Consider the following 22361-nt stretch of genomic DNA (forward strand, 5'->3'; position numbering starts at 1 on the left):
GCCCCCCGGCGGGTCACAGTTTCCCGCCCCGTCCGCCGTCGCGCCGCGCGGGCGCGATCAGCGTCGACAGGTACGGCAGCGCGGCGTCGGTGCCCAGTTCGGAGGCGGGCCTGATGGACTCCTCGGGCAGCCCGAGCGCGGACCCCCACACGGCGTCCTGCGTCCGCCCCGTCTCGCGCAGCGCCGCGGCGACCTCGCCCGCCAGCCGCCCGAACTTGTACGCGACGACGGTGCCGGGCCCCGCGAGCGCCTCCTTGAGCACGGCCGAACTGGCGGTCACCGGCACGAGCGTCAGCGGCTCGGTGCCCTCCGTGAGCACGGCGCCGGAGCGCGCGGCGAGGTCCTGCATGGCGGTGATGCCCGGCACGGTCTCGACGACGGTCCCCGCCACGAGCTCCCCGACGGTCAGGGCGAGATACGTGAACGTGGAGTACACGTTCGGGTCGCCGATCGTGGCGAACGCGACCGAGCCGTGCTCCCGCAGCAGCGCCGCGACGCGCTCACCGGCCGCGTCCCAGGCGGCCTCGCGCCGGGCCCGGTCCGAGCGCTCGTTGAGCGCGAAGACGACGCGGACGACGTTGTCGGCGGGCACGTAGTGCAGGACGGTCGCCTCGGCGCGGCCGGGCTCGCCGCCGTCGGTCCCGTCGGCCGCGGCCATCACCGGTACGACGACGACGGCGGCTTCGCGCAGGGCGTTCACGCCCTTCACGGTCACGAGCTCGGGGTCACCGGGACCCACGCCGACGCCGGTCAGCCGGTGCGTGGTGTTGCTGGTCATGACGGGGTGACTCCTTCGGTTGCCCGCGCGACTTCGGTTGCCTGCGCGACGATGCGCCGCGCCGCCTGGGGCACGGCGGCCCAGTGCACATGCAGGTACGAGGCGTGCACCCCGCCCTGCACAAACCCTTCGACGCGCCGGTCGGGACGCGTGATGCCCCATGCGGGGGAGGCGCCGGCCCCGGGGTCGACGACGGTGCGATGGAACTCGTGGCCGCGCACCCGCGTACCGTTCACGGCCAGCACGCTGTCGGACACGGCCACCGCGTCCCGGTACCCGAGCGTCAGCCGCTCCGACATCCGCGCGTCGGCGTCGAGCACTCCGCACATCGGCTGCCCGTCGAGGGACCGCGCGAGGTACAGCAGCCCGGCACATTCGGCGACGACGGGCGCCCCGGACCGCGCGAGCTCACCGACGGCCTTGCGCAGCGGTTCGTTGGCGGACAGCTCGGAGGCATACACCTCGGGGAACCCCCCGCCGACGACCAACGCCCGTGTTCCGTCCGGGAGTTGTTCGTCACGGAGAGGATCGAAGGGCACGACCTCGGCTCCGGCGGCGGTCAGCAGCTCGGAGTGCTCGGCATAGGAGAAGGTGAAGGCCGGGCCGCCGGCAAGGGCGACGACCGGTGATTTCAGCCCGTCCGGCGTTTGAGGACCGGGGTCCGGGGCACAGCCCCGGTTCCGGGAAGGGGCGGGCTGGGGGAGAGACCCCAAAACCTCAGCCGCATCCCAAGCCGCACCCCCCAACGACGGAGCACTGCGCGCCACCGCATACAGCGCGTCGAGGTCACACCCACTCCGCACCAGCTCAGCCATGGCGGCAACAGCCGCAACCGCCTCGGCCCCCCGCTCGGCCACCGGCACGAGCCCCAAGTGCCGCGAGGGAGTCACCACTTCCCCGCCCCGGCGCAACGCGCCGAACACCGGCACCCCCGACTCGTCCAGCGCCTCGCGCAGGATCGCCTCGTGCCGGTCGGACCCGACCTTGTTGAGGATCACCCCGGCGAGCCGCACTTCAGGATCGAACGAGGCGAACCCATGCACCAGAGCGGCGACGGACCGCGCCTGCGACGAAGCATCCACCACAAGAACCACCGGCGCCCGCAGCAGCTTCGCGACATGCGCGGTCGAGGCCAGCTCCCCCTGACCGGACGCCCCGTCGAAAAGCCCCATCACGCCCTCGACGACGGCGAGATCACACCCCCGCGCCCCGTGCGCGAAGAGCGGGGCCACCAGCTCGGGCCCGCACAGGTACGCGTCGAGGTTGCGCCCGGCGCGCCCCGTGGCGAGCGCGTGGTACCCGGGGTCGATGTAGTCGGGCCCGACCTTGTGCGGCGACACGGCGAGCCCGCGTCCGGCGAACGCCGCCATCAGACCCGTCGCGACGGTCGTCTTGCCGCTGCCCGACGAGGGCGCGGCAATGACGAGCCGAGGCACGGACGTACTCACCACTCGATGCCCCTCTGGCCCTTCTGGCCCGCGTCCATCGGGTGCTTGACCTTGGACATGTCGGTGACCAGGTCGGCGAAGTCCACGAGCTTCTCCGGCGCGTTGCGCCCGGTGATCACGACGTGCTGGGTACCGGGCCGGTCCTGCAGCACGGAGATGACCTCGTCGGTGTCGATCCAGCCCCAGTGCATCGGGTAGGCGAACTCGTCGAGCACGTACAGCTGATACGTCTCGGCGGCCAGATCGCGCTTGACCTGCTCCCAGCCCTCGCGGGCCTTCTCCTCGTTGTCCATCTGCGCGTCGCGCTGGACCCAGGACCAGCCCTCGCCCATCTTGTGCCAGTCGACGCTCCCGCCCTCGCCGCTCGCGCCGAGGACGCGCAGCGCGTTCTCCTCGCCGACCTTCCACTTCGCCGACTTGACGAACTGGAACACCCCGATGGGCCAGCCCTGGTTCCAGGCGCGCAGGGCGAGCCCGAAGGCCGCCGTCGACTTGCCCTTGCCGATGCCGGTGTGGACGACGACGAGCGGCCGGTTGCGCCGCTGCCGCGTCGTGAGCCCGTCGTCCGGCACGACGCTCGGCTGTCCCTGAGGCATTACGCGACCCTCCTGCTGTTCGACTGCAGACCACCCTGTACGTCCTTCACGAGCCCGGCGATGGAATCGGCCCGCAACTCCTCGAGCGTCACCGCCGTCCCGCCCAGTTCGCCCGCCAGCCGACCGGCGAGCCCGAGCCGCACGGGACCCGACTCGCAGTCCACGACGACCGACGCCGTTCCCTCGGCGGCGAGCAGCCGCGCCGCACGCCCCGCGAGCGCCACCGGCTCAGGACCGCCCGTCGCCCGCCCGTCGGTCACCACGACGACGAGCGGCCGGCGCGCCGGGTCCCGCAGCCGCTCCACACGCAGCACGTCGTGCGCCTTCAGGAGCCCCGCGGACAGCGGCGTACGCCCACCGGTGGGCAGCGACTCGAGCCGTACGGCTGCCGCGTCCACCGAGGACGTCGGCGGCAGTGCCACGTCGGCCGAGGAGCCGCGGAACGTCACGAGCCCCACCTTGTCCCGCCGCTGGTACGCGTCGAGGAGCAGCGACAGGACAGCGCCCTTCACGGCGCTCATCCGCTGCCGCGCCGCCATCGACCCGGAGGCGTCGACCACGAAGAGCACGAGGTTGCCCTCGCGGCCTTCCCGGGTCGCCTGCCGCAGATCGTCACGCCGCACCACGAGCCCAGGGCCGGAACGCCCCCGCGCCCGCTGGTGCGGGGCCGCGGCCTGCACGGTCGCCGCGAGGTGCAGTTTGGTGAGCGCGCCACGCGGGCGCCGCGCGCCCGTCGTACGCCCGTGTTCCGTGCGGGCCCGCGAGCGCCGCCCGGCGGCACCCTCACCGAGTCCGGGCACGCTCAGCATCTTCGTACGGAAGGGCTCGGCGGCCCGTGCGGCCGCCTGTTCGCCGCCGCCCGCGGGGGCATTCTGCTCGCCGCTCTCGGCGGGCTCGCCCTGCGCGGGGATGTCGGCGGCCTGGTCGCCGCCCGTGTCCGGGCCCTCGCCCTCGGGGGCATCCGGCGTGGGTTGTCCGCCGCCACCGGGACCGTCGCCGTCCGGGTCGGGCTCGTCGTCGCCGTCACCCTCCGGGCCGTCCTGCCCGCCGAACTCCTCCAGGGTGTCGTCGAGCTTGTCCTCGTCGAGCCCCGGCGCGTCGAACGGGTTGCGGCGCCTGCGGTGCGGCAGCGCGAGGAGCGCGGCCTGCCGCACGTCCTCGGCCAGCACATCCGTGCGGCCCGCCCATGCGGCGAGCGCCGTCGCGGTACGCGCCATCACGATGTCCGCGCGCATCCCGTCGACCTCGAACGCGGCGCACGTCGCGGCGATCTGCCGCAGCGCGCCGTCGCCGAGCCGCACCGAAGGCAGCAGGTCACGGGCCGCGACGATCCGCGCCCGTACGGCGGACTCCTCCTGCTCCCACTTCCCGGCGAAGCCCTCGGGGTCGTCGTCGTAGGCGAGGCGCCGCTTGACGACCTCGACACGCTGGTCGGGCTCGCGGGAGGCGGCGACTTCCACGGTGAGGCCGAACCGGTCGAGCAACTGCGGCCGCAGCTCGCCCTCTTCGGGGTTCATGGTGCCGACGAGCAGGAAGCGCGCGGCATGCCGCACGGACACGCCCTCGCGCTCCACGTACGAGGCGCCCATCGCTGCCGCGTCCAGCAGCAGGTCCACCAAGTGGTCGTGCAGCAGGTTCACTTCGTCGACGTACAGGATCCCGCGGTGCGCGTCGGCGAGGAGCCCCGGCTCGAAGGCCTTGACGCCCTCGGCGAGCGCCCGCTCGATGTCGAGCGCGCCGACGAGCCGGTCCTCGGACGCGCCGACGGGCAGCTCGACCATGCGCGCGGCACGCGAGGTGCCGGGCCCGGTCTCGTGCGGGCCGTCCGGGCACGCCGGGTCCGGGGCGCCGGGCGCACACGAGAAGCGGCACCCGGCAACGACCTCGACCTCGGGAATGAGGGCCGAGAGGGCGCGTACGGCCGTGGACTTGGCCGTGCCCTTCTCGCCGCGCACGAGCACCCCGCCGACGGCGGGGCTGACCGCGTTCAGCAGCAGCGCGAGCCGCAGGTCGTCCTGCCCGACGAGCGCGGTGAACGGATAGGGGGTACTCACTGGTCGTCGCCCTCCAAGTCGCCCTCAAGTTCCAGATACGTGGCCCGCAGCCGCTCCAGCGTCTGCGCGTCCGGCTCGGCCCACAGGCCGCGCTCGGCCGCTTCCAGCAGCCGCTCGGTGATGCCCCGCAGGGCCCACGGGTTGGACTTCTTCATGAAGTCCTGGTTCTCCGCGTCGAAGACGTACTCGGCCGACAGCTTCTCGTACATCCAGTCGTCGACCACGCCGGCCGTCGCGTCGTACCCGAAGAGGTAGTCGACGGTGGCGGCCATCTCGAAGGCGCCCTTGTAGCCGTGGCGGCGCATGGCCGCCATCCAGCGCGGGTTGACCACACGGGCGCGGAACACCCGGTGGGTCTCCTCGCCGAGCGTGCGGGTCTTCACCTGGTCGGGCACGGCGGAGTCGCCGACGTACGCCTCGGGGGAGGCCCCCGTCAGATGCCGCACCATGGCGACCATGCCGCCGTGGTACTGGAAGTAGTCGTCGGCGTCGACGAGGTCGTGCTCGCGGGTGTCGACGTTCTTCGCCGCCACGTTGATGCGGCGGAACGCCGTCTCCATGTCGCCGCGGGCCGCACGCCCGTCGAGCCCGCGCCCGTACGCGTAGCCGCCCCACACCGCGTACACCTCGGCGAGGTCGGCGTCGGACTGCCAGTTGCGGGCGTCGATCAGCGGCAGGAGACCCGCCCCGTAAGCGCCCGGCTTCGAGCCGAAGATCCGGGCCGTGGCCCGCCGCCGGTCGCCGTGCTCGACGGTGTCCTGTTCGACATGGGCGCGTACGTAGTTCTGCTCCGCGCTCTCGTCCAGCGCGGCGACGGCCTGCACGGCGTTGTCGATCAGGCCCACGACGTGCGGGAAGGCGTCGCGGAAGAAGCCCGAGATACGGACCGTCACATCGATGCGCGGGCGGCCGAGTTCGGCGGCCGGCACGATCTCGAAGCCGGTGACACGGCGCGAGGCGTCGTCCCACACCGGGCGGCAGCCGAGCAGCGCGAGGATCTCCGCGATGTCGTCGCCCTGCGTACGCATCGCGGAGGTGCCCCACACCGTGAGGCCCACGGACTTGGGGTACTCGCCGGTGTCGGCCAGATAGCGTGCGACGAGCGAGTCGGCGAGCGCCTGCCCGACCTCCCAGCTCAGCCGCGAGGGGATCGCCTTCGGGTCGACGGAGTAGAAGTTGCGGCCCGTCGGCAGCACGTTGACCAGACCGCGCGTCGGCGACCCGGACGGTCCCGCGGGCACGTATCCGCCGTCGAGCGCGCGCAGGATGTGCCCGATCTCGTCCGTCGTACGGGCGAGCCGGGGCACGACCTCACGGCACGCGAACCCCAACACCGCGACAGCGTCCGGGAGTTCGGTCCCGAGGATGTCCCGGACGAGCGCGGGGACGGCCGCGGCGTCCCAGCCGCGCTCCTCCATGCCCTCGGCCGCGCGCCGGCACAGCTGCTCCAGGAGGTCGATCGCGTCGGCGGCGCTGCGGGCGGGACCGCTGACGAGGTCCGTCAGTTCGGCCGGCACCTTCACCGGGGCGCCCGGCTCGCCGAGCAGCTCCTTCTCGACCAGGCCGAAGTGCTCGGCCAGGCAGGCCCGCAGGCCGGGCAGCGCGTTCGCGGTGCCGCCCCACACCTGCGAGGCGCGCAGCACGGCGAGCACGAGGTTCACGCGCGGCTCGCCGACCGGGCCGCCGCCCAGGATGTGCAGACCGTCGCGGATCTGTACGTCCTTGATCTCGCACAGATAGCCGTCGATGTGCATCACGAACTCGTCGAAGTCGCCGTCGTCCGGCTGCTCGTCGACATGCAGGTCGTGGTGCAGCTCGGCGGCCTTGACCAGCGTCCAGATCTGGGCACGCACGGCCGGGGCCTTCGTCGGGTCCAGGTCCGAGACGAGCGCGTACTCGTCGAGGAGCTGCTCCAGCTTCGCGAGATCGCCGTACGTGTCGGCGCGGGCCATCGGCGGGACCAGGTGGTCGACGACCGTGGCGTGCCCGCGGCGCTTGGCCTGCGTGCCCTCGCCCGGGTCGTTCACGATGAACGGGTAGATCAGCGGCAGCTCGCCGAGGACCGCGTCGGGCGCACAACTCCCGCTCAGACCAAGACCCTTGCCGGGCAGCCACTCCATGGTGCCGTGCTTGCCCATGTGGATGACGGCGTCCGCGCCGAAAGAGTTCTCCAGCCAGCGGTACGCGGCCATGTAGTGGTGCGACGGCGGCATGTCCGGGTCGTGGTAGATCGCGATGGGGTTCTCGCCGAAGCCGCGCGGCGGCTGGATCATCACGACGACGTTGCCGAACTGGAGCGACGCGAGCACGATGTCGTCGCCGTCGACGTAGAGGGAGCCCGGCGGCTCGCCCCACGCCTCCAGCATCCCGTCGCGCAGCTCGGGCGCCAGCTTGTCGAACCAGGCGCGGTAGTCGGCGAGCGGCACCCGCGCGGGCGCCGACGCCAGCTGGTCCTCGGTGAGCCACTCGACGTCGTGGCCGCCCGCCTCGATCAGCCGGTGGATCAGCTCGTCACCGTTGTCCGGGTAGCCGTGGACGCCGTAACCGGCCTCGCGCAGCGCGTCCAGGACGCGGACGGCGGAGGCGGGGGTGTCGAGGCCCACCGCGTTGCCGACCCGCGAGTGCTTGGTCGGGTAGGCCGTGAAGACGACGGCGAGCTTCTTCTCGCCGTTCGGCTTGTGGCCGAGACGCGCGTGACGCACGGCGATTCCGGCGACGCGCGCGGCCCGCTCGGGGTCGGCCGCGTACACCGGAACGCCGTCGGGGCCCTCCTCCTTGAAGGAGAACGGCACGGTGACGATCCGGCCGTCGAACTCCGGGATCGCGACCTGCATCGCCGCGTCCATCGGCGACAGCGCGGCGTCCGACGCCTCCCACGCAGCCTTCGACGACGTCAGGCAAAGACCCTGGAGGACGGGAATATCGAGGTCGGCCAGTGCGCCGATGTCCCAGGCCTCCTCGTCGCCGCCCGCGGACGCCTGCGAGGCGTGCGTGCCGCCCGCCGCGAGCACGGTCGCCACCAGGGTGTCGGCCCCGCCGAGCAGCTCGTACAGGCCGGGGTCGGCGCCGCGCAGCGAACCGCAGTACACCGGAAGGGAGTTGACGCCGCGCGCCTCGATCGCGTCGCACAGCGTGTCCACGAACGCGGTGTTCCCGGACAGCTCGTGGGCGCGGTAGAACAGCACGCCGACGGTCGGACGGCCCTCGACGCGGGCACGGCGGCCGTGCACCCCGTACTCGGGCATCTTCTGCGGCTCGGCGCTGTGCCGCTCCTGCGTGCTCCCGGCCCGGCCGTGCCCGTGGAGTAGCACGTCCTGGACGAGGAATCGGGCCAGCTCGACGAGGTTGCCGGGACCGCCCTCGACGAGATAGCGCAGCGCCTCGGCCACGGCGCCCGCGTGCACGGTGGACTCGGCCATCAGCTCCGCGTCCGGGACGCTCTCGCCGCCGAGCAGGACCGTCGGCACGCCGGACGCCTTCAGCGCCGCGAGCCCGTCCTCCCAGGCGCGCTTGCCGCCGAGGAGCCGTACGACGGCGATGTCCACGCCGGCGAGCAGCTCCGGCAGCTCGCTCTCGACGTCGACGCGGGTCGGGTTCCCGATCCGGTAGGGGGCGCCGGAGGCCCGGGCCGCCAGCAGATCGGTGTCTGCGGTCGACAACAACAACACTGTGCTCATGCGGGCGCTCCCGGTGGAATGAATGGCAGTCCTGACGGAGCGCCGGACTCGATGAGCCGCCACAGCGCGTCCGTGTCCGCGTGTTCTTCGATCAGATCGCCGAGCCGGTCGAGCTGCTCCTCGCGCAGCGCGCCGAACGACGTGTCGGGCGCCGGTACGAAACGGCGGCCCGCGGCGGCCGCGACCTCGCGCAGGAACGCCCGGCGGAAGCCGTCCGCCTCCAGCGAGCCGTGCCAGTGCGTGCCCCAGACGGAGCCGACGCGGCATCCGTCCAAGAAGGCTTCTCCGCCGGTGATTTCGGCGACCCCGTGATGGATCTCGTAACCCTCGACGCGCTCGCCGAGTGCCTCGCCGACGGGCCGGGCGAGGGTCTTCTCGCGCTCGAACCGCACCCGTACGGGCAGCAGTCCGAGCCCGTCCACGGCGCCCGCGCGCGACTCGACGTCGTCCTCGATCCGCTCGCCGAGCACCTGGAAACCGCCGCAGATCCCCAGGACCGGGCGGCCCTCGGCGGCCCGGCGCGCGAGGGCGTCGGCGAGGCCGCGCTCGCGCAGCCACTGAAGTGCCTTGACGGTGCCGCGCGTTCCCGGCACGACGACCAGGTCCGCGTCGACGAGCTCCTCGGCTCGGTCGACGAACCGCACGACGACGCCCGGCTCGGCGGCCAGTGCGTCCACGTCGGTGAAGTTCGACATCAGCGGCACGGCGCAGACGGCGACGCGCAGCACGTCCTCGCCGACCGGGGCCGCGGTCTGTGACTCGCGCACGGAACCGCGCAGCGACACGCGCAGCCCGTCCTCCTCGTCGATGCCGAGGCCGTGCTGGAAGGGGAGCACGCCGTACGTGGCGCGCCCGGTCAGGTCCTTGAGCATGTCGAGGCCGGGTTCGAGCAGGGAGACGTCCCCGCGGAACTTGTTCACCAGATAGCCGGCCAGCAGCTCCTGGTCCTCGGGCGCGAGCAGCGCCGTCGTGCCGAAGAACGACGCGAAGACGCCGCCGCGGTCGATGTCGCCGACCACGAGCACGGGCAGCCGCGCGGCCCGCGCGATCCCCATGTTGACGATGTCGGTGCGACGCAGGTTGATCTCGGCGGGAGAGCCCGCCCCTTCACAGATCACGGCGTCATAGCTGCCCCGGAGTTCCTCCAGGCATCCCACGACGGTGTCCAGAAGTGCCGCCTGCCGTCCCCCGTGCAGCGCCTTCCCGGGGGACACAGCACCTGACAGCGGTTTCGCCGCGGGCCCGGACCCCCCGAAGAACCCCCGGGCACTCAACTCGCCCACCGGCTTGCCCATGAGCACCACCTGACTGCTCCGGTCGCTGCCCGGCTTCAGCAGTACGGGGTTCATCAGGGCGCTCGGCTCGACGCGGGCGGCCTGCGCCTGCATGGCCTGCGCCCGTCCGATCTCGGCGCCCTCGCGGGTCACGAAGGAGTTGAGGGACATGTTCTGTCCCTTGAACGGGGCGACCTTCACCCCCTGCCGCACCAGCCACCGGCAGATCCCCGCCGTGACGACGCTCTTCCCGGCATCGGACGTGGTCCCTGCCACCAGCAGTCCGCCACCACTCACGACTTCCCCCTCTGCAACAGTGCCCGCCCGGCGACGCACACGCCGAGGGCCAGCCAGCTCACGCGCCGCGAGAGCCGCGCCGCCCGCTCGACGTCGGCGGTCCCCACGGACCGGCCCGACGCGTTCAGCACGGGCCGATGCTCGACCCGCCCGCCGTACGACAACGTCCCCCCGAGCCGCACCCCGAGCGCCCCCGCGAACGAGGCCTCGACGACACCGGCGTTGGGGCTCGGGTGCAGCCGCGCGTCCTCGCGCCACGCTCTGAGCGCGCCGCGCGGACGCCCGCCCGCGACCGCGGCGAGCACGCCGGTCAGCCGCGCGCCCGGCCATCCGGCCACGTCGTCGAGGCGCGCGGAGGCCCAGCCGTAGCGGCGGTACCTGGCCGACTTGTGCCCGACCATGGCGTCCAGCGTGTTCACGGCACGGAACGCGACGAGCCCGGGGACCCCGGCGACGGCGCCCCACACGAGCGCGCCCACGACGGCGTCGGAGGTGTTCTCGGCGACGGACTCGACGACGGCCCGCGCGATCCCGTCCGCGTCCAGGGCCTGCGGGTCACGCCCGCACAGATGAGGGAGCCGCTCGCGCGCCGCGTCCACGTCACCGGCGGCCAGTGCGCCCCCGATGGCGCGCGCCTCGCGCCCCAGCGACGTACCGCCGACGACCGCCCAAGTGGCGGCGGCGGTGAGGGCGATGGAGGCGGTGGGGGAGTGGCGCACGGCGCGCGAGGCGAGGCCACCGGCGACGGCGGCGCCCCCGGCGCACACGGCGGTGTGCAGTGCGCCCCACCCGCGGTGGTCGCGCCACAGCACGCGCTCGACGGCGCCCGCGGCCCGCCCGAACGCGGCGACCGGATGCCCGCGGCGCGGATCGCCGAACAGGAGGTCACCGAGGAGCCCGGCGGCGCTGCCGTACGCGAAGACGCGCTCGGCCCGCACGGTCAGCTCGCCGCTACGGCGAACGGAACCCTTGTACTCGTTCTCGGCGGGAGCACCCGCAACTGGCAGCCGCGCATGGCGATATGTCCTCACTCAGGGTGTCCACGCCCTGGTTGGAAGAGACCGGCAGCGAGAGTTCCTGGCTCGCGGGGATCACTCCCCGGTGACAGTGGCGGGACCGCGCCGGATTCGCACCGGCTTCCTCTCCTGCTGCCGTAGATGGCCCCGGAAGTCCACCACGCCCCGCGAACGCCCGTCAACTTGCCGTTGACCTGCGAAGGGAGAGTGTGCTGAGGCACACACGAAGCGGGGTGCGGGACGCCCTCGCGTCCCGCACCCCGCACTCCTGCCGGTTACCTCCGGTCAGGCGACGATCAGGAAGATCCCGTAGCCGACGGCCGCCGCGCACAGGGCGAAGCAGGCGTAGGCGCCGGAGACGGCGAGCGTCGCCGAACCGCCCTGGGCCGCCGCCGACTCCCGCTTGGTGAGGCCGACGATGCCGAGGGTGAACAGGCCCACGAGGGCCACCGTGATCACGAGGCTGACTCCGAACACGGAGCCGAGTGCTGCCCAGTCGATGTGCATAGCGCTGCTGCTTCCTTAGACCGTGGCCGGTCGCGCGGGCTCCGCCGAGGGCGGGGCGGGCGAGGCGGGGATGGTGGTCTTCACGTCGGCCAGGTCGGCGACCGTGCCGGCGGGCGGCGGGGTGACGGCCGCGATCGCGGTGGTCACGACGCCGGCGGGCTCGGCCGGGACCTCGGTGTCGTCGTCGTCCGTGACGTTCGTGTGGTCGACCGAGTTGCGGCGGGACAGCGCCCAGATGGTGCCCGCGCCGGCGATCAGGAGCAGCGCGGTGACGGCGACGCCCCACGAGCCCTGCTTGGTGAGGAACTCGGCGCCCGCGCCGACCAGACCGGCGGCCGGCAGGGTCAGGCCCCAGGCGATGAACATGCGGGTCGCGGTCGACCAGCGGACGACGCCGCCCTTGCGGCCGAGGCCCGAGCCCATCACGGCGCCGGAGCAGACCTGCGTCGTGGAGAGCGAGAAGCCGATGTGCGAGGAGGCGAGGATCGCGGTCGCGGCGCTGGTCTGGGCGGCGAAGCCCTGCTGCGGCGCGAGGTCCGTGAGGCCCTTGCCCATGGTGCGGATGATGCGCCAGCCGCCGAGGTAGGTGCCGAGCGCGATGGCCGTACCGGCCGAGACGATGACCCACATCGGAGGGTTCGAGCCGGGGTTCAGGACGCCGCCCGTGATGAGGGCGAGCGTGATGATGCCCATCGTCTTCTGCGCGTCGTTCGTGCCGTGCGCCAGCGAGACCAGGCCCGCGGAGGCGATCTGCCCGGCGCGGTAGCCCTTGGCGGTCGCCTTCTGGTCGGTCTTACTGCCTATCCGGTACGTGAGCCGGGTGGCCAGCATCGCGGCGATGCCCGCCACGAGCGGCGCGGCGACGGCCGGGAGCAGGATCTTGGTGACGACGGTGCCGCCGTTGATCGACGACCAGCCCATCGACATCACGGCGGCGCCTATGAGGCCGCCGAAGAGCGCGTGGGAGGAGCTGGAGGGGAGCCCCACCAGCCACGTCAGCAGATTCCAGAGGATGGCGCCCACCAGCGCCGCGAAGATGACCTCGGTCTTGAGTCCGTCCTCGTTGATGATGCCGCCGGAGATCGTCTTGGCGACCTCCACGGAGAGGAAGGCTCCGACGAGGTTCAGCACGGCGGACATGGCCACCGCCGTCTTGGGCTTGAGAGCGCCGGTCGAGATGGTGGTGGCCATCGCGTTGGCAGTGTCGTGGAAACCGTTCGTGAAATCGAACACGAGAGCGGTGACGATCACGATCCCGAGGAGAAGCGTGATGTGTTCCATTTACCCAGGCTTCTGTTGGACGTCAGTGGCACGTGGACCGTAGGCAATCTGAGTGAACGGAAGATGAACTGGGGCGGGCGGTGTGGTGACCCGAAGCGGAGTGCCGCCACTCCGTTGGGAACGGGGTGGCGGCACGGGGCCGTCCGCGAAGCGGAACGGTGGCTCAATCAAGCGGAAGTGAGCCCTCCGCTAGCCGCGGGCGAACCTCCGTAACTGGGCCTGTGAACCGTTGAAGAGATTCTGGTCACCCGGCAGCCCGCCGCTGTTGTCGTACTGCCAGAACGTCCAGTACGACCAGCCCGAAGGCAGGGCCCCGGCGGACTCGTCGTAGCGGGCGAGCCAGAGCGCGTGGTTGCCCGCGAAGGCCGTGCTGTTGCCCGTGCAGTTCTTCCACCAGTGGTAATTGGTGTAGATCACCGGCCGGCGGCCCGTCCTGCGGCGCACCTCGTCGCTGAACGACCTGATCCAGGAGACCATCCTCCCCTTGGTCAGGCCGTAGCACTTCTTCGAGCTGTACGGGTTGTACTCGATGTCGAGCGCCGGCGGCAGCGTCCAGCCGTCCGCCCGCCACGCGCCCCCGTTGCTCACGAAGTACGAGGCCTGCGTCCGGCCGGACGACTTGTTCGGGAGCGCGAAGTGGTACGCGCCCCGGATGATGCCCGTGCTCCGCGCTCCGTTGTACTGCTGCTCGAAGTAGGGATTGCGGTAGGTGGTGGACTCGGTCGCCTTGACGTAGACGAACCGTGCGCCCTTGCTCTTGGCCTTCTGCCAGTTGACGTGCCTCTGGTGCGACGAGACGTCGTGCCCCAATGTGTCGCCCGCCGCGGACGCCGGAGCCTCGGCGAGGGCGGTCCCTCCGAGCGTCAGGGCGGCGAGTGATGTCGCGGTCGCGATGTGCGCACGGCGACGGGACGGTTTGTGATCACGAGCCATATTTCCCCCCGAAATGGCGACGTGCATGACAAATCCCGCCGGAGGCTACCGGAAGATCCCGCTATGCCCGTCGATCTCCAGCCAATCATTTCCAGGCGGGCATTCATGCCCATTCGTGAGCTTCCGGACTCCTGGACTCCGCACTAAAGTGCCCCGTCTCCGGATCTACGCGGCCCCGGCCGCCGACTGGCAGGATGCGGCGCATGACGCAGGCAGCGTGGGGATCGGGGCGGGCCGGGAGCGGGCTCGCCCGTGTGTGGGGCGAGCTCGTGGCGACGGCCCGGCGCACCGTCACCGACGGCCTCGTCGTCGGGACCTCGGGAAACGTCTCGGTCCGGATCGGCGACACCGTCCTCGCCACGCCGAGCGGCGTCCCCTACGACGAGCTCACCGCGCGGGATCTCGTCGCCGTGGGGCTCGACGGCCGGCAGCGCGCCGGAACCCTCGCCCCGACCAGCGAACTCCCGATGCATCTGGCGGTCTACCGCGCCACGTCCGCCCGCGCCGTCGTCCACACCCACGCGGTCCACGCCACCGCCGTCTCCACCCTCGTGCCCGAACTCCCGCTCATCCACTACATGGCGGCGGCCCTCGGCGGACCCGTCCGAGTTGCCCCGTATGCGACGTACGGCACCGAGCGGTTGGCCGAGAACGTGCTCGACGCTCTCAAGGGGCGGACAGGCTGCCTGCTCCAGAATCACGGCACCCTCACCTACGGCGACACCCTCGCCGCCGCCTACGACCGCACGGCCCAGCTCGAATGGCTGTGCCGCGTCTGGCTCACCGCGAGCGCCCATCCCCACCACACGCCGACGCTCCTCACCCGCGACCAGGTGCGCGAGGTGGAGGAGAAGCTGCGGGGGTACGGGCAGCGAGGCTGAACCGGCGCCCGGCGACCCTGCGGCCCCGCCCCGCTGGCCGGTCGGTGCGCGGGCGCGGACACTGGGACGGTGCGCACCGCCAGAGCGACGGCCGCTGCCGTCACCGCAGTCATCGGTGCCGGCGCAGCCGCGATCGCGGCCGGCCGGTTCGCCAGTGACGCCGCCCTCAAGGCGCCCGCGGGCCGGCCCCTGCCCACCGAGCCGCGCCTGACCGTCCACGCCACCGCCGCGGGCCGGCTCACTCTCACCCGCGACCTGGCCTCCCTGCGCCCGGGAACCTACGGCCTGAGCGGCGACGGATTCCACGCCGTGGTCGGGCCCGTCCTCGATTCCGAGCCGCGCGCGGCGGACGCCGTCGTACGGCGCCTGGAGCGCGTCACCCACGGCTCCCTCGAACCCGGCGCCAAGGCCTGGCTCACCCCCCAGGTGTACATCGGCGACCCCAAGGCGGCACTCGGCCTCGACCACGCCGACATCGACATCCCCGGCGAACTGGGCGCGCTCCCCGCCTGGTTCGTCCCCGGCGCCCGCGACACCTGGGTCATCACCGTCCACGGCCTGGGCACCACGCGCGAGCACCCCATGGTCCTCATGGATTTCCTGCACCGCCAGCGCTTCCCCGTGCTGGACCTCGCCTACCGCGGCGACCTCGGCGCCCCCCGCTCCCCGGACGGCCTCGGCCACCTCGGCGAGACGGAGTGGCGCGACCTGGACGCCGCGATCCGCTACGCCGTGCGCTACGGCGCGCAACGCGTCATCGTGCACGGCTGGTCGACCGGCGCCGCCATGGCCCTGCACGCGGCGGCGCATTCCGCTTTGCGGCACCGCATCTCCGGACTCGTCCTCGACTCACCCGTCCTCGCCTGGGACGTCACGCTGCGTGCCCTCGCCGAGGCCCGCCGCGTCCCCGGCCCCCTGCTGCCCCTCGCGGTCCGCGCCGCCCAGGGCCGCACCGGTCTGCACGGCGACCGCCTCGACACCGCCGCCCACCCCGACGCGCTGCGGGTCCCCACGCTCGTGATGCACGGCCCCGACGACGAGATCGCCCCCTGGGCCCTGTCCCGCGAACTGGCCGCCCGGCGCCCCGACTTGGTCACCCTCCACACCGTCGACAACGCGCCCCACGGAGCCATGTGGAACGCCGACCCGCAGACGTACGAGGAGACCCTCCGCCGCTTCCTCACCCCCCTCATGTAGCTCCGCCACAGCTCCGTCGGGCCCACGGGGACCGCCCGCCGGCCGCACGGGACAGATGCGCAGGAAGGCCCGCGTAGACCCCCGGCGCACGCCGGTCCGCGGACCCTCCCGCGACCCCCGCAACGAGCCCCGGAACGATTCCGTTTGGGTTTTCGGACCGTCAACCGGAAGACTGCCCCCGTGACGTCCCGTATCCCGCGCGACTCCAGGCTCCGACTCGTCCGCCCGCGCACCCTTGCCGCCGCCCCCGTGCGGACCGACGGAGTGGTGACCCAGACACGTCCGCCCCGCCCGGCGCCCCGCCCGCCGGAGGGCACCCCACCACCGGGGGAACTGGCCCGCATGGCCCGCCGCGGCCTCGCCGACGCCGCCCGCGTGGCCCGCTGGGCCGACGCCGCCCTCAGCCCGGGCAGCGGCCAGGGCGCCCCAGACGGCAGGGGCGCGCTCTCGGCGCCCACCGCCGAACGCGCTGCGGCCGACCTGGACCTGACCCCGCGACAGGTCCGCGCCGACTGGGATACCGCACGCCTCGCGGGCCTCGTCGAGGTGCACGGCGACAGCGCGCGCCCCGGCTGGCGCCTGCGCGCCTGGGACCGCGACGACACCGCCGTGCTCCGCGGCTGGGTCGCGCTGTTCGACGCCTGGTCCCTGGCCCACCCCGCCGACGAGAGCCTGGAGGCCGCCGCGGTCGCCGAGGTCGTCGAGGCGATGCCTCAGGTGCTCTCCCTCCTCCAGCTCTCGGCCGGCCCGGTCCCCGTACCGCAGCTCCTCGATCTCCTCGGCCAGCGCGTCGAGGAACTGCGCACGGAACGCTGCGAGATCCCCTACGGTCCGCAGCCCGAGCCCACCGGCGCAGCCATCGGCACCACCGGCACCACTGGCACCACCGGCACTGCCCTCCTCCCGCTCCTCGACTGGGCCCTGCACGGCCTCGCCGCCGTCGGCGCCCTCACCTATGCCGACGGCCAGGCCACCCTCACGCCGCTCGGCAGCTGGGCGGTCTGGGTCAAGCTGGAGCAGATCTGCGTGGCCGCCCAGTCCCCGGCGGGCAACATCGAGCAGTCCGCCGACGCCATGCTCAGAGGCTGCGCACGGCTGCGCCCGAACGCGGCCCGCGCCGAGTACCGCGCCTGGCTCGCCGCCCGCCCCGTCGGCAGCGCCGTCACCGAGCTGATCGCCGCCGCCCGCGGCGAGGACGCCCTGCTGCGCGGCCTCGCCTTCGAGGCGCTGCGCGTCGTCGGAGCCCCCGCCGAGCCCGTCGTCAGATCCGTCGCCGACGAGCCGCCCCTGCGCCCCTACGCGCTGCTGTGGCTCGCCGAGTACGAAGGCGCCGATCCCGAGGACGTCCACCTGGTGCTGACCCGCGAGGAGACGACCTGGCTGTGGGTGGACACCGCGGCGGCCGTCGCGGACCACGGCGAGGCCCAGCTCCTCGTACGCCATCTGGAGTCCGCCGTGCAGCCCACCGTGCCGGCCCTCCTCGACGAGGTCCGCGCGGCCGGGCATCCACGCACCGTCCAGGTCCTTGTCGCGCTGGCCGCGGCGCACCCGGACCCGGCGCTCGCCAAGGCCGTCCGCCGGGCCGCCTTCCAGGTGCACACCGGAGGCGTGTGACGCCGCGCCCCCGCGATCAGGCCGGTATCTCCGGCGCGTACGTCCCGAAGCTCCACACATTGCCCTCGGCGTCCTTGGCCATGTAGTCCCGGGAGCCGTAGTCCTGGTCCGTCGGGGGCATCAGGATCTCCACGCCGTGCTCGACGGCCCGGCGGTGATGGGCGTCGACGTCGTCCACGACGACATAGATCCCGGTCGGGCCCGCGCCCTTCATGGCCTCGTCGAAGCGGCCTCCGCGGCCCTTCGAGCCGAGCATCACCGCGCCGTTCCCGTACGTCAGCTCGGCGTGCATCACCGAGCCGCCCTCGCCCTCGTGCACGGCCGCGGCGGTGAAGCCGAACGCCGAGGTCAGCTGCTCGATCGCGGCCTTCGCGTCGGCGTACAGCAAGGACGGGTAGAAGCTCGCGCGCCCCTCGCCCTTCGTACCGCTCACCGTGCTCACTCCTTCTTCGCCGGTCCGGAATGTGCTGCCCGATCCAGACTGGCACCCGGCACTGACAATTCGCCCCGCGAGCCCGTCCCGCTCACCGGAACGTGTTGCACTGCGCCATGTCGCCGGTGCGGTAGCCCTCGTAGAACCACTGCTGCCGCTGCTGGGCCGAGCCGTGAGTCCAGGTCTCGGGCGTCACCCGGCCCTGGAACTTCTCCTGGATCCGGTCGTCGCCGACGGCGGCCGCGGCGTCCAGGCCGTCGCGGATGTCCGCGTCGCTGAGGTTCGTGATCAGCGGCTTGCCCGTCTTGTCGTCGGGCGTCGTCGTCGCGTGGTGCGCCCACACCCCGGCGTAGCAGTCCGCCTGGAGCTCGACCCGCACCGCGTTGCTGTTCTGGCCCGTACGGCCGTCCTGGGAGCGCTGGAGCGTCCCCATCAGGTTCTGTACGTGATGCCCGTACTCGTGCGCCACCACGTACGCCTGCGCGAAGGGGCCGCCGCTGGAGCCGAACTTGGTGCGCAGATCGTCGAAGAATCCCAGGTCCAGATAGACCCTGCGGTCGCTCGGGCAGTAGAACGGCCCGACCGCCGAGGTCGCCGTGCCGCACGCCGTCTGGACCTGGCCGGTGAAGAACACCGTCTGCGCGGGGGAGTAGGTGCCCCTGCGGTCGCGGAACTCCTGACGCCAGTAGTCCTGGACGCTGTTGACGACCGCCACGATGCGGCAGTCCTCCTTGCTGTTCGCGTCCTGGCCCGTACGGCAGTCCTGGCTGACCTGGGCAGCGGACGAGACGGTCGAGTCGGGTACGCCGCCGCCGGAGGAGAGGCCGAATTCGTCCGTGCCGAAGAAGAGGCCGATCAGAAGGGCGAGCAGGCCCGCGAGGCCACCGCCGATGGTCCGCCGGCCGCCGGGGACCCGGCGCCTGTCCTGGACCTCGGAGGTGTCCAGGTCGGCGTCGTCGTCGAACTGCATGGCCGCACCGCCCTCTGCCGCACGTCAGGGGCGGCGGCCCGCCGCCCAACGCCCACTATCGGACAGTTCATGGCGGTCTGCCCCTCGGCCCCGGAACAGCACGGCGGAAATCTGTTTGCATCGTCCCGTTAGACTTGGCCCATGGCCATTCTCCGCACGCACTAGACGGCTCACCGCCCTCAGTAGCCCTTCCGCCGTCCATTCCCTGCTCAGGAGTCTGTCCGTGATCACCGCTTCGGCCATCGAGTTGCGCGCCGGCGCCCGCATCCTCATCGAGAACGCCACCTTCCGTATCGCCAAGGGCGACCGCATCGGCCTGGTCGGACGCAACGGCGCGGGCAAGACGACCCTCACCAAGTGCCTCGCCGGTGAAGGCACCCCGGCCGGCGGCCAGATCGCCCGCTCCGGAGAGGTCGGCTACCTCCCGCAGGACCCCCGCACCGGGGACCTCGACGTCCTGGCCCGCGACCGCATCCTGTCCGCGCGCGGCCTCGACACCCTGATCCAGAAGATGCGGGACAACGAGCAGCGCATCGCCAGCGGCACGGGAGCCACGCGCGCGAAGGCGCTCAAGCAGTACGAGCGCCAGGAGACGGAGTTCCTCACCAAGGGCGGATACGCCGCCGAGGCCGAGGCCGCCACCATCGCCGCCGCGCTCAACCTGCCCGACCGCGTACTCGGCCAGCCCCTGCACACGCTCTCCGGCGGTCAGCGCCGCCGTATCGAGCTGGCTCGCATCCTCTTCTCGGACGCGGACACCCTGCTCCTCGACGAGCCCACGAACCACCTCGACGCCGACTCCATCGTCTGGCTGCGCGACTACCTCAAGACGTACCGCGGCGGTTTCATCGTGATCTCCCACGACGTCGACCTCGTCGAGACGGTCGTCAACAAGGTGTTCTACCTGGACGCGAACCGCTCGCAGATCGACGTCTACAACATGGGCTGGAAGCTCTACCAGCAGCAGCGCGAGGCCGACGAGAAGCGCCGCAAGCGTGAGCGCCAGAACGCCGAGAAGAAAGCCGCGGCCCTCAACTCCCAGGCCGACAAGATGCGCGCCAAGGCGACCAAGACCGTCGCCGCGCAGAACATGGCCAAGCGCGCCGACCGGCTGCTCGCCGGGCTCGACGCGGTCCGCGTCTCCGACAAGGTCGCCAAGCTGCGCTTCCCCGAGCCCTCCCCGTGCGGCAAGACGCCGCTGATGGCCGAGGGCCTGTCGAAGTCGTACGGCTCCCTGGAGATCTTCACCGACGTCGACCTGGCCATCGACAAGGGCTCGCGCGTCGTCATCCTCGGCCTCAACGGCGCGGGCAAGACCACCCTGCTCAAGCTGCTCGGCGGCGCCGAGAAGCCCGACACCGGCGAGATCATCGAGGGCCACGGCCTCAAGCTCGGCTACTACGCGCAGGAGCACGAGACCCTCGACCCCGAGCGCACGGTCCTGGAGAACATGCGCTCCGCCGCCCCCGACCTGGACCTGGTCGAGGTGCGCAAGACGCTGGGCTCGTTCCTGTTCTCCGGGGACGACGTCGACAAGCCGGCCGGTGTCCTGTCCGGCGGTGAGAAGACGCGCCTCGCGCTCGCCACGCTCGTCGTGTCGTCCGCGAACGTCCTGCTCCTCGACGAGCCCACCAACAACCTCGACCCGGCCAGCCGCGAGGAGATCCTCGGCGCGCTGCGCACCTACAAGGGCGCCGTCGTCCTCGTCACCCACGACGAGGGCGCCGTGGAGGCGCTCCAGCCGGAGCGGATCATCCTGCTGCCCGACGGCGTCGAGGACCTGTGGGGCCAGGACTACGCGGATCTGGTCAGCCTCGCCTGACCCTTCCGCGGCCGCGTTTCGCGCCCGCACGATCACGGTCGGCCGTCAGCACGGCTTGATCGAAGGCCTGATCCACTCGGTATGGATCATTCGGCCGATCCGTGATCCATCATCTGAGTGAGATCTCCTCGTATCGCGGTGTGTCCTACACGGATTTCGTCGCCGCGCCTGCGCCGGGGCCTTTGTGCCGCCTGGCGAGGCGCTGACCTGGCCCTTCGCGGGGAACCCCGTTTCAGGCCCTGCCCGGGCACGCCCGGAACCCTCCGTTCCACTCGTGTCGACCGCTTCCCGACCGCACAAGCTCGTCGTATGGACCTTGCCGAATGGGTGGCCAGGAAGCCCGGGAGGGGTGATCATGAGAAGTCCAGAGCGCACTTCCCATGAGGAGGCACGGGTGGCCGAGACTCTGAAGAAGGGCAGCCGGGTAACCGGCGCCGCGCGCGACAAGCTCGCGGCAGACCTGAAGAAGAAGTACGACTCCGGTGCGAGCATCCGAGCGCTGGCCGAGGAAACCGGCCGCTCGTATGGGTTCGTGCACCGGATGCTCAGTGAGTCGGGAGTCACGCTGCGAGGTCGCGGCGGGGCTACACGCGGCAAGAAGGCGACCGCGGCCGGCTGACCGGGCAGTGCACAGGCTTCGATGGTGACCACCCGGTCGGTCCGCCGACCGGCCGGTTGGTTACTGTGCAGTAGTTTCAGGGCGTCGACACGTCCTCGACCGACTGCGCACACCATCGGAGGCACACATGGCTTCGCCCGACAGCGGATCCGGCTCGCTCGCGCCGGTACTCGACAAGGACGGGGTCCGCCTCACCGTCGACGGCTCCATCGCCACGGTGACGCTGACCAACCCGGACAAGCGCAACGCCCAAAGTCCCGCTCTGTGGCGGGCGTTGGCGAACGCCGGGAAGTCCCTGCCGGGCAGCGTGCGCGTCGTCGTACTGCGCGCGGAAGGACTCTCGTTCTCCGCGGGCCTCGACCGTCAGGCGTTCACGCCCGAGGGTTTCGACGGCGAGCCGTCCTTCATCGACCTGGCGCGCGGCTCCGACGACGTGCTCGACGACACCATCGCCGAGTACCAGGAGGCGTTCACCTGGTGGCGGCGCAGCGACCTCATCACGGTCGCCGCGGTGCAGGGACACGCGATCGGTGCCGGCTTCCAGCTCGCCCTCGCCTGCGATCTGCGGATCGCCGCCGAGGACGTGCAGTTCTCCATGCGCGAGACCAGCCTCGGTCTGGTGCCCGACCTCACCGGCACGCATCCGCTCGTCTCCCTCGTGGGTTACGCGCGCGCTCTGGAGATCTGCGTCACCGGCCGCTACGTCCATGCCGACGAGGCCGGCCGTATCGGCCTGGCCAACCTCGTCGTGCCCGCCGACCAGCTCGACGCCGCCGCGCGCGATCTCGCCGGCGCACTCATCGCCGCGCCCCGCGACGCCGTCATCGAGACCAAGGCCCTGCTCCAGGGCGCCTTCGGACGCTCGTACGAGGAGCAGCGCACCGCCGAGCGCGCCGCACAGGGACGCCGGCTCCGGGACCTGGCGGGCCTCGGCGACTGACGCGCCCACGCACCACCTGGGCCG

The 22361-nt window shown here is 72.3% G+C and carries 18 protein-coding genes and 1 riboswitch; of the genes, 6 read left to right on the top strand and 12 right to left on the bottom strand.

Annotated features, from left to right (window positions below):
• Positions 1 to 13 precede the first annotated feature (13 nt).
• The 10 genes from cobI to AC07EJ_RS33090 all read right to left on the bottom strand — a co-directional run bounded on the left by cobI (position 14) and on the right by AC07EJ_RS33090 (position 13861).
• Complete coding sequence (gene cobI / locus AC07EJ_RS33045; protein ID WP_389475495.1) at positions 14 to 778, bottom strand: precorrin-2 C(20)-methyltransferase; 765 nt, start codon at positions 776 to 778, stop codon at positions 14 to 16.
• Positions 775 to 2226, bottom strand: a complete 1452-nt coding sequence (locus AC07EJ_RS33050; RefSeq protein ID WP_389475497.1) for a cobyrinic acid a,c-diamide synthase CobB — start codon at positions 2224 to 2226, stop codon at positions 775 to 777. Before AC07EJ_RS33050 ends, cobI begins: the two co-directional genes overlap by 4 nt.
• A complete protein-coding gene (gene cobO, locus AC07EJ_RS33055) occupies positions 2223 to 2822 on the bottom strand; it encodes a cob(I)yrinic acid a,c-diamide adenosyltransferase (RefSeq protein WP_389475499.1) in 600 nt (199 codons plus the stop codon). The genes AC07EJ_RS33050 and cobO overlap by 4 nt, the downstream gene beginning before the upstream one ends.
• The gene (locus AC07EJ_RS33060; RefSeq protein WP_478885644.1) at positions 2822 to 4876 is read right to left on the bottom strand and encodes a putative cobaltochelatase; all 2055 of its coding nucleotides are present in this window, start codon (positions 4874 to 4876) and stop codon (positions 2822 to 2824) included. Before AC07EJ_RS33060 ends, cobO begins: the two co-directional genes overlap by 1 nt.
• A complete protein-coding gene (gene cobN, locus AC07EJ_RS33065; RefSeq protein ID WP_478885645.1) occupies positions 4873 to 8553 on the bottom strand; it encodes a cobaltochelatase subunit CobN in 3681 nt (1226 codons plus the stop codon). Before cobN ends, AC07EJ_RS33060 begins: the two co-directional genes overlap by 4 nt.
• Positions 8550 to 10124, bottom strand: a complete 1575-nt coding sequence (locus tag AC07EJ_RS33070) for a cobyric acid synthase (RefSeq protein WP_478885646.1) — start codon at positions 10122 to 10124, stop codon at positions 8550 to 8552. Before AC07EJ_RS33070 ends, cobN begins: the two co-directional genes overlap by 4 nt.
• Complete coding sequence (locus AC07EJ_RS33075; protein WP_389475664.1) at positions 10121 to 11062, bottom strand: cobalamin biosynthesis protein; 942 nt, start codon at positions 11060 to 11062, stop codon at positions 10121 to 10123. Before AC07EJ_RS33075 ends, AC07EJ_RS33070 begins: the two co-directional genes overlap by 4 nt.
• A gap of 133 nt (positions 11063 to 11195) precedes the next feature.
• Positions 11196 to 11267: riboswitch (cobalamin riboswitch) on the bottom strand.
• A 158-nt stretch (positions 11268 to 11425) separates the two neighbouring features.
• Complete coding sequence (locus AC07EJ_RS33080) at positions 11426 to 11647, bottom strand: hypothetical protein (RefSeq protein WP_362908088.1); 222 nt, start codon at positions 11645 to 11647, stop codon at positions 11426 to 11428.
• A 15-nt stretch (positions 11648 to 11662) separates the two neighbouring features.
• Positions 11663 to 12928, bottom strand: coding sequence for an inorganic phosphate transporter (locus AC07EJ_RS33085; RefSeq protein ID WP_389475507.1), 1266 nt, complete (start codon positions 12926 to 12928; stop codon positions 11663 to 11665).
• A 189-nt stretch (positions 12929 to 13117) separates the two neighbouring features.
• The gene (locus tag AC07EJ_RS33090; RefSeq protein ID WP_389475509.1) at positions 13118 to 13861 is read right to left on the bottom strand and encodes a lysozyme; all 744 of its coding nucleotides are present in this window, start codon (positions 13859 to 13861) and stop codon (positions 13118 to 13120) included.
• Positions 13862 to 14064: 203 nt separating this feature from the next.
• Between AC07EJ_RS33090 and AC07EJ_RS33095 the strand changes: the two genes are divergently transcribed.
• The 3 genes from AC07EJ_RS33095 to AC07EJ_RS33105 all read left to right on the top strand — a co-directional run bounded on the left by AC07EJ_RS33095 (position 14065) and on the right by AC07EJ_RS33105 (position 17553).
• Entirely contained in the window at positions 14065 to 14742 is a 678-nt protein-coding gene (locus AC07EJ_RS33095) for a class II aldolase/adducin family protein (RefSeq protein WP_389475511.1), read from the top strand.
• 69 nt (positions 14743 to 14811) lie between these two features.
• Complete coding sequence (locus tag AC07EJ_RS33100; RefSeq protein ID WP_389475513.1) at positions 14812 to 15939, top strand: alpha/beta hydrolase; 1128 nt, start codon at positions 14812 to 14814, stop codon at positions 15937 to 15939.
• 180 nt (positions 15940 to 16119) lie between these two features.
• Positions 16120 to 17553, top strand: coding sequence for a hypothetical protein (locus AC07EJ_RS33105; RefSeq protein ID WP_389475515.1), 1434 nt, complete (start codon positions 16120 to 16122; stop codon positions 17551 to 17553).
• 16 nt (positions 17554 to 17569) lie between these two features.
• Here the strand turns inward: AC07EJ_RS33105 and AC07EJ_RS33110 are convergent, their stop codons facing one another.
• Positions 17570 to 17986, bottom strand: coding sequence for a VOC family protein (locus AC07EJ_RS33110; RefSeq protein WP_389475517.1), 417 nt, complete (start codon positions 17984 to 17986; stop codon positions 17570 to 17572).
• A 91-nt stretch (positions 17987 to 18077) separates the two neighbouring features.
• Positions 18078 to 18956: a KPN_02809 family neutral zinc metallopeptidase gene (ypfJ, locus tag AC07EJ_RS33115; protein ID WP_389475519.1), complete on the bottom strand. Its 879-nt coding sequence runs from the start codon at positions 18954 to 18956 to the stop codon at positions 18078 to 18080.
• Positions 18957 to 19179: 223 nt separating this feature from the next.
• Between ypfJ and AC07EJ_RS33120 the strand changes: the two genes are divergently transcribed.
• The 3 genes from AC07EJ_RS33120 to AC07EJ_RS33130 all read left to right on the top strand — a co-directional run bounded on the left by AC07EJ_RS33120 (position 19180) and on the right by AC07EJ_RS33130 (position 22337).
• Positions 19180 to 20778: an ABC-F family ATP-binding cassette domain-containing protein gene (locus AC07EJ_RS33120; RefSeq protein ID WP_389475521.1), complete on the top strand. Its 1599-nt coding sequence runs from the start codon at positions 19180 to 19182 to the stop codon at positions 20776 to 20778.
• Positions 20779 to 21172: 394 nt separating this feature from the next.
• Complete coding sequence (locus tag AC07EJ_RS33125; protein ID WP_189492003.1) at positions 21173 to 21397, top strand: helix-turn-helix domain-containing protein; 225 nt, start codon at positions 21173 to 21175, stop codon at positions 21395 to 21397.
• A gap of 127 nt (positions 21398 to 21524) precedes the next feature.
• Positions 21525 to 22337, top strand: coding sequence for an enoyl-CoA hydratase/isomerase family protein (locus tag AC07EJ_RS33130; RefSeq protein WP_389475523.1), 813 nt, complete (start codon positions 21525 to 21527; stop codon positions 22335 to 22337).
• The last annotated feature ends 24 nt before the right edge of the window (positions 22338 to 22361 follow it).

It is taken from the genome of Streptomyces sp. NPDC045026 (assembly GCF_056432625.1).

Excerpts from the sequence above, each read along its gene's own strand:
- AC07EJ_RS33090 (WP_389475509.1), bottom strand. The coding sequence starts at position 13,861 with ATGGCTCGTGATCACAAACCGTCCCGTCGCCGTGCGCACATCGCGACC.
- AC07EJ_RS33130 (WP_389475523.1), top strand. The coding sequence starts at position 21,525 with ATGGCTTCGCCCGACAGCGGATCCGGCTCGCTCGCGCCGGTACTCGAC.
- ypfJ (WP_389475519.1), bottom strand. The coding sequence starts at position 18,956 with ATGCAGTTCGACGACGACGCCGACCTGGACACCTCCGAGGTCCAGGAC.
- cobI (WP_389475495.1), bottom strand. The coding sequence starts at position 778 with ATGACCAGCAACACCACGCACCGGCTGACCGGCGTCGGCGTGGGTCCC.
- cobO (WP_389475499.1), bottom strand. The coding sequence starts at position 2,822 with ATGCCTCAGGGACAGCCGAGCGTCGTGCCGGACGACGGGCTCACGACG.
- AC07EJ_RS33095 (WP_389475511.1), top strand. The coding sequence starts at position 14,065 with ATGACGCAGGCAGCGTGGGGATCGGGGCGGGCCGGGAGCGGGCTCGCC.
- cobN (WP_478885645.1), bottom strand. The coding sequence starts at position 8,553 with ATGAGCACAGTGTTGTTGTTGTCGACCGCAGACACCGATCTGCTGGCG.
- AC07EJ_RS33085 (WP_389475507.1), bottom strand. The coding sequence starts at position 12,928 with ATGGAACACATCACGCTTCTCCTCGGGATCGTGATCGTCACCGCTCTC.
- AC07EJ_RS33080 (WP_362908088.1), bottom strand. The coding sequence starts at position 11,647 with ATGCACATCGACTGGGCAGCACTCGGCTCCGTGTTCGGAGTCAGCCTC.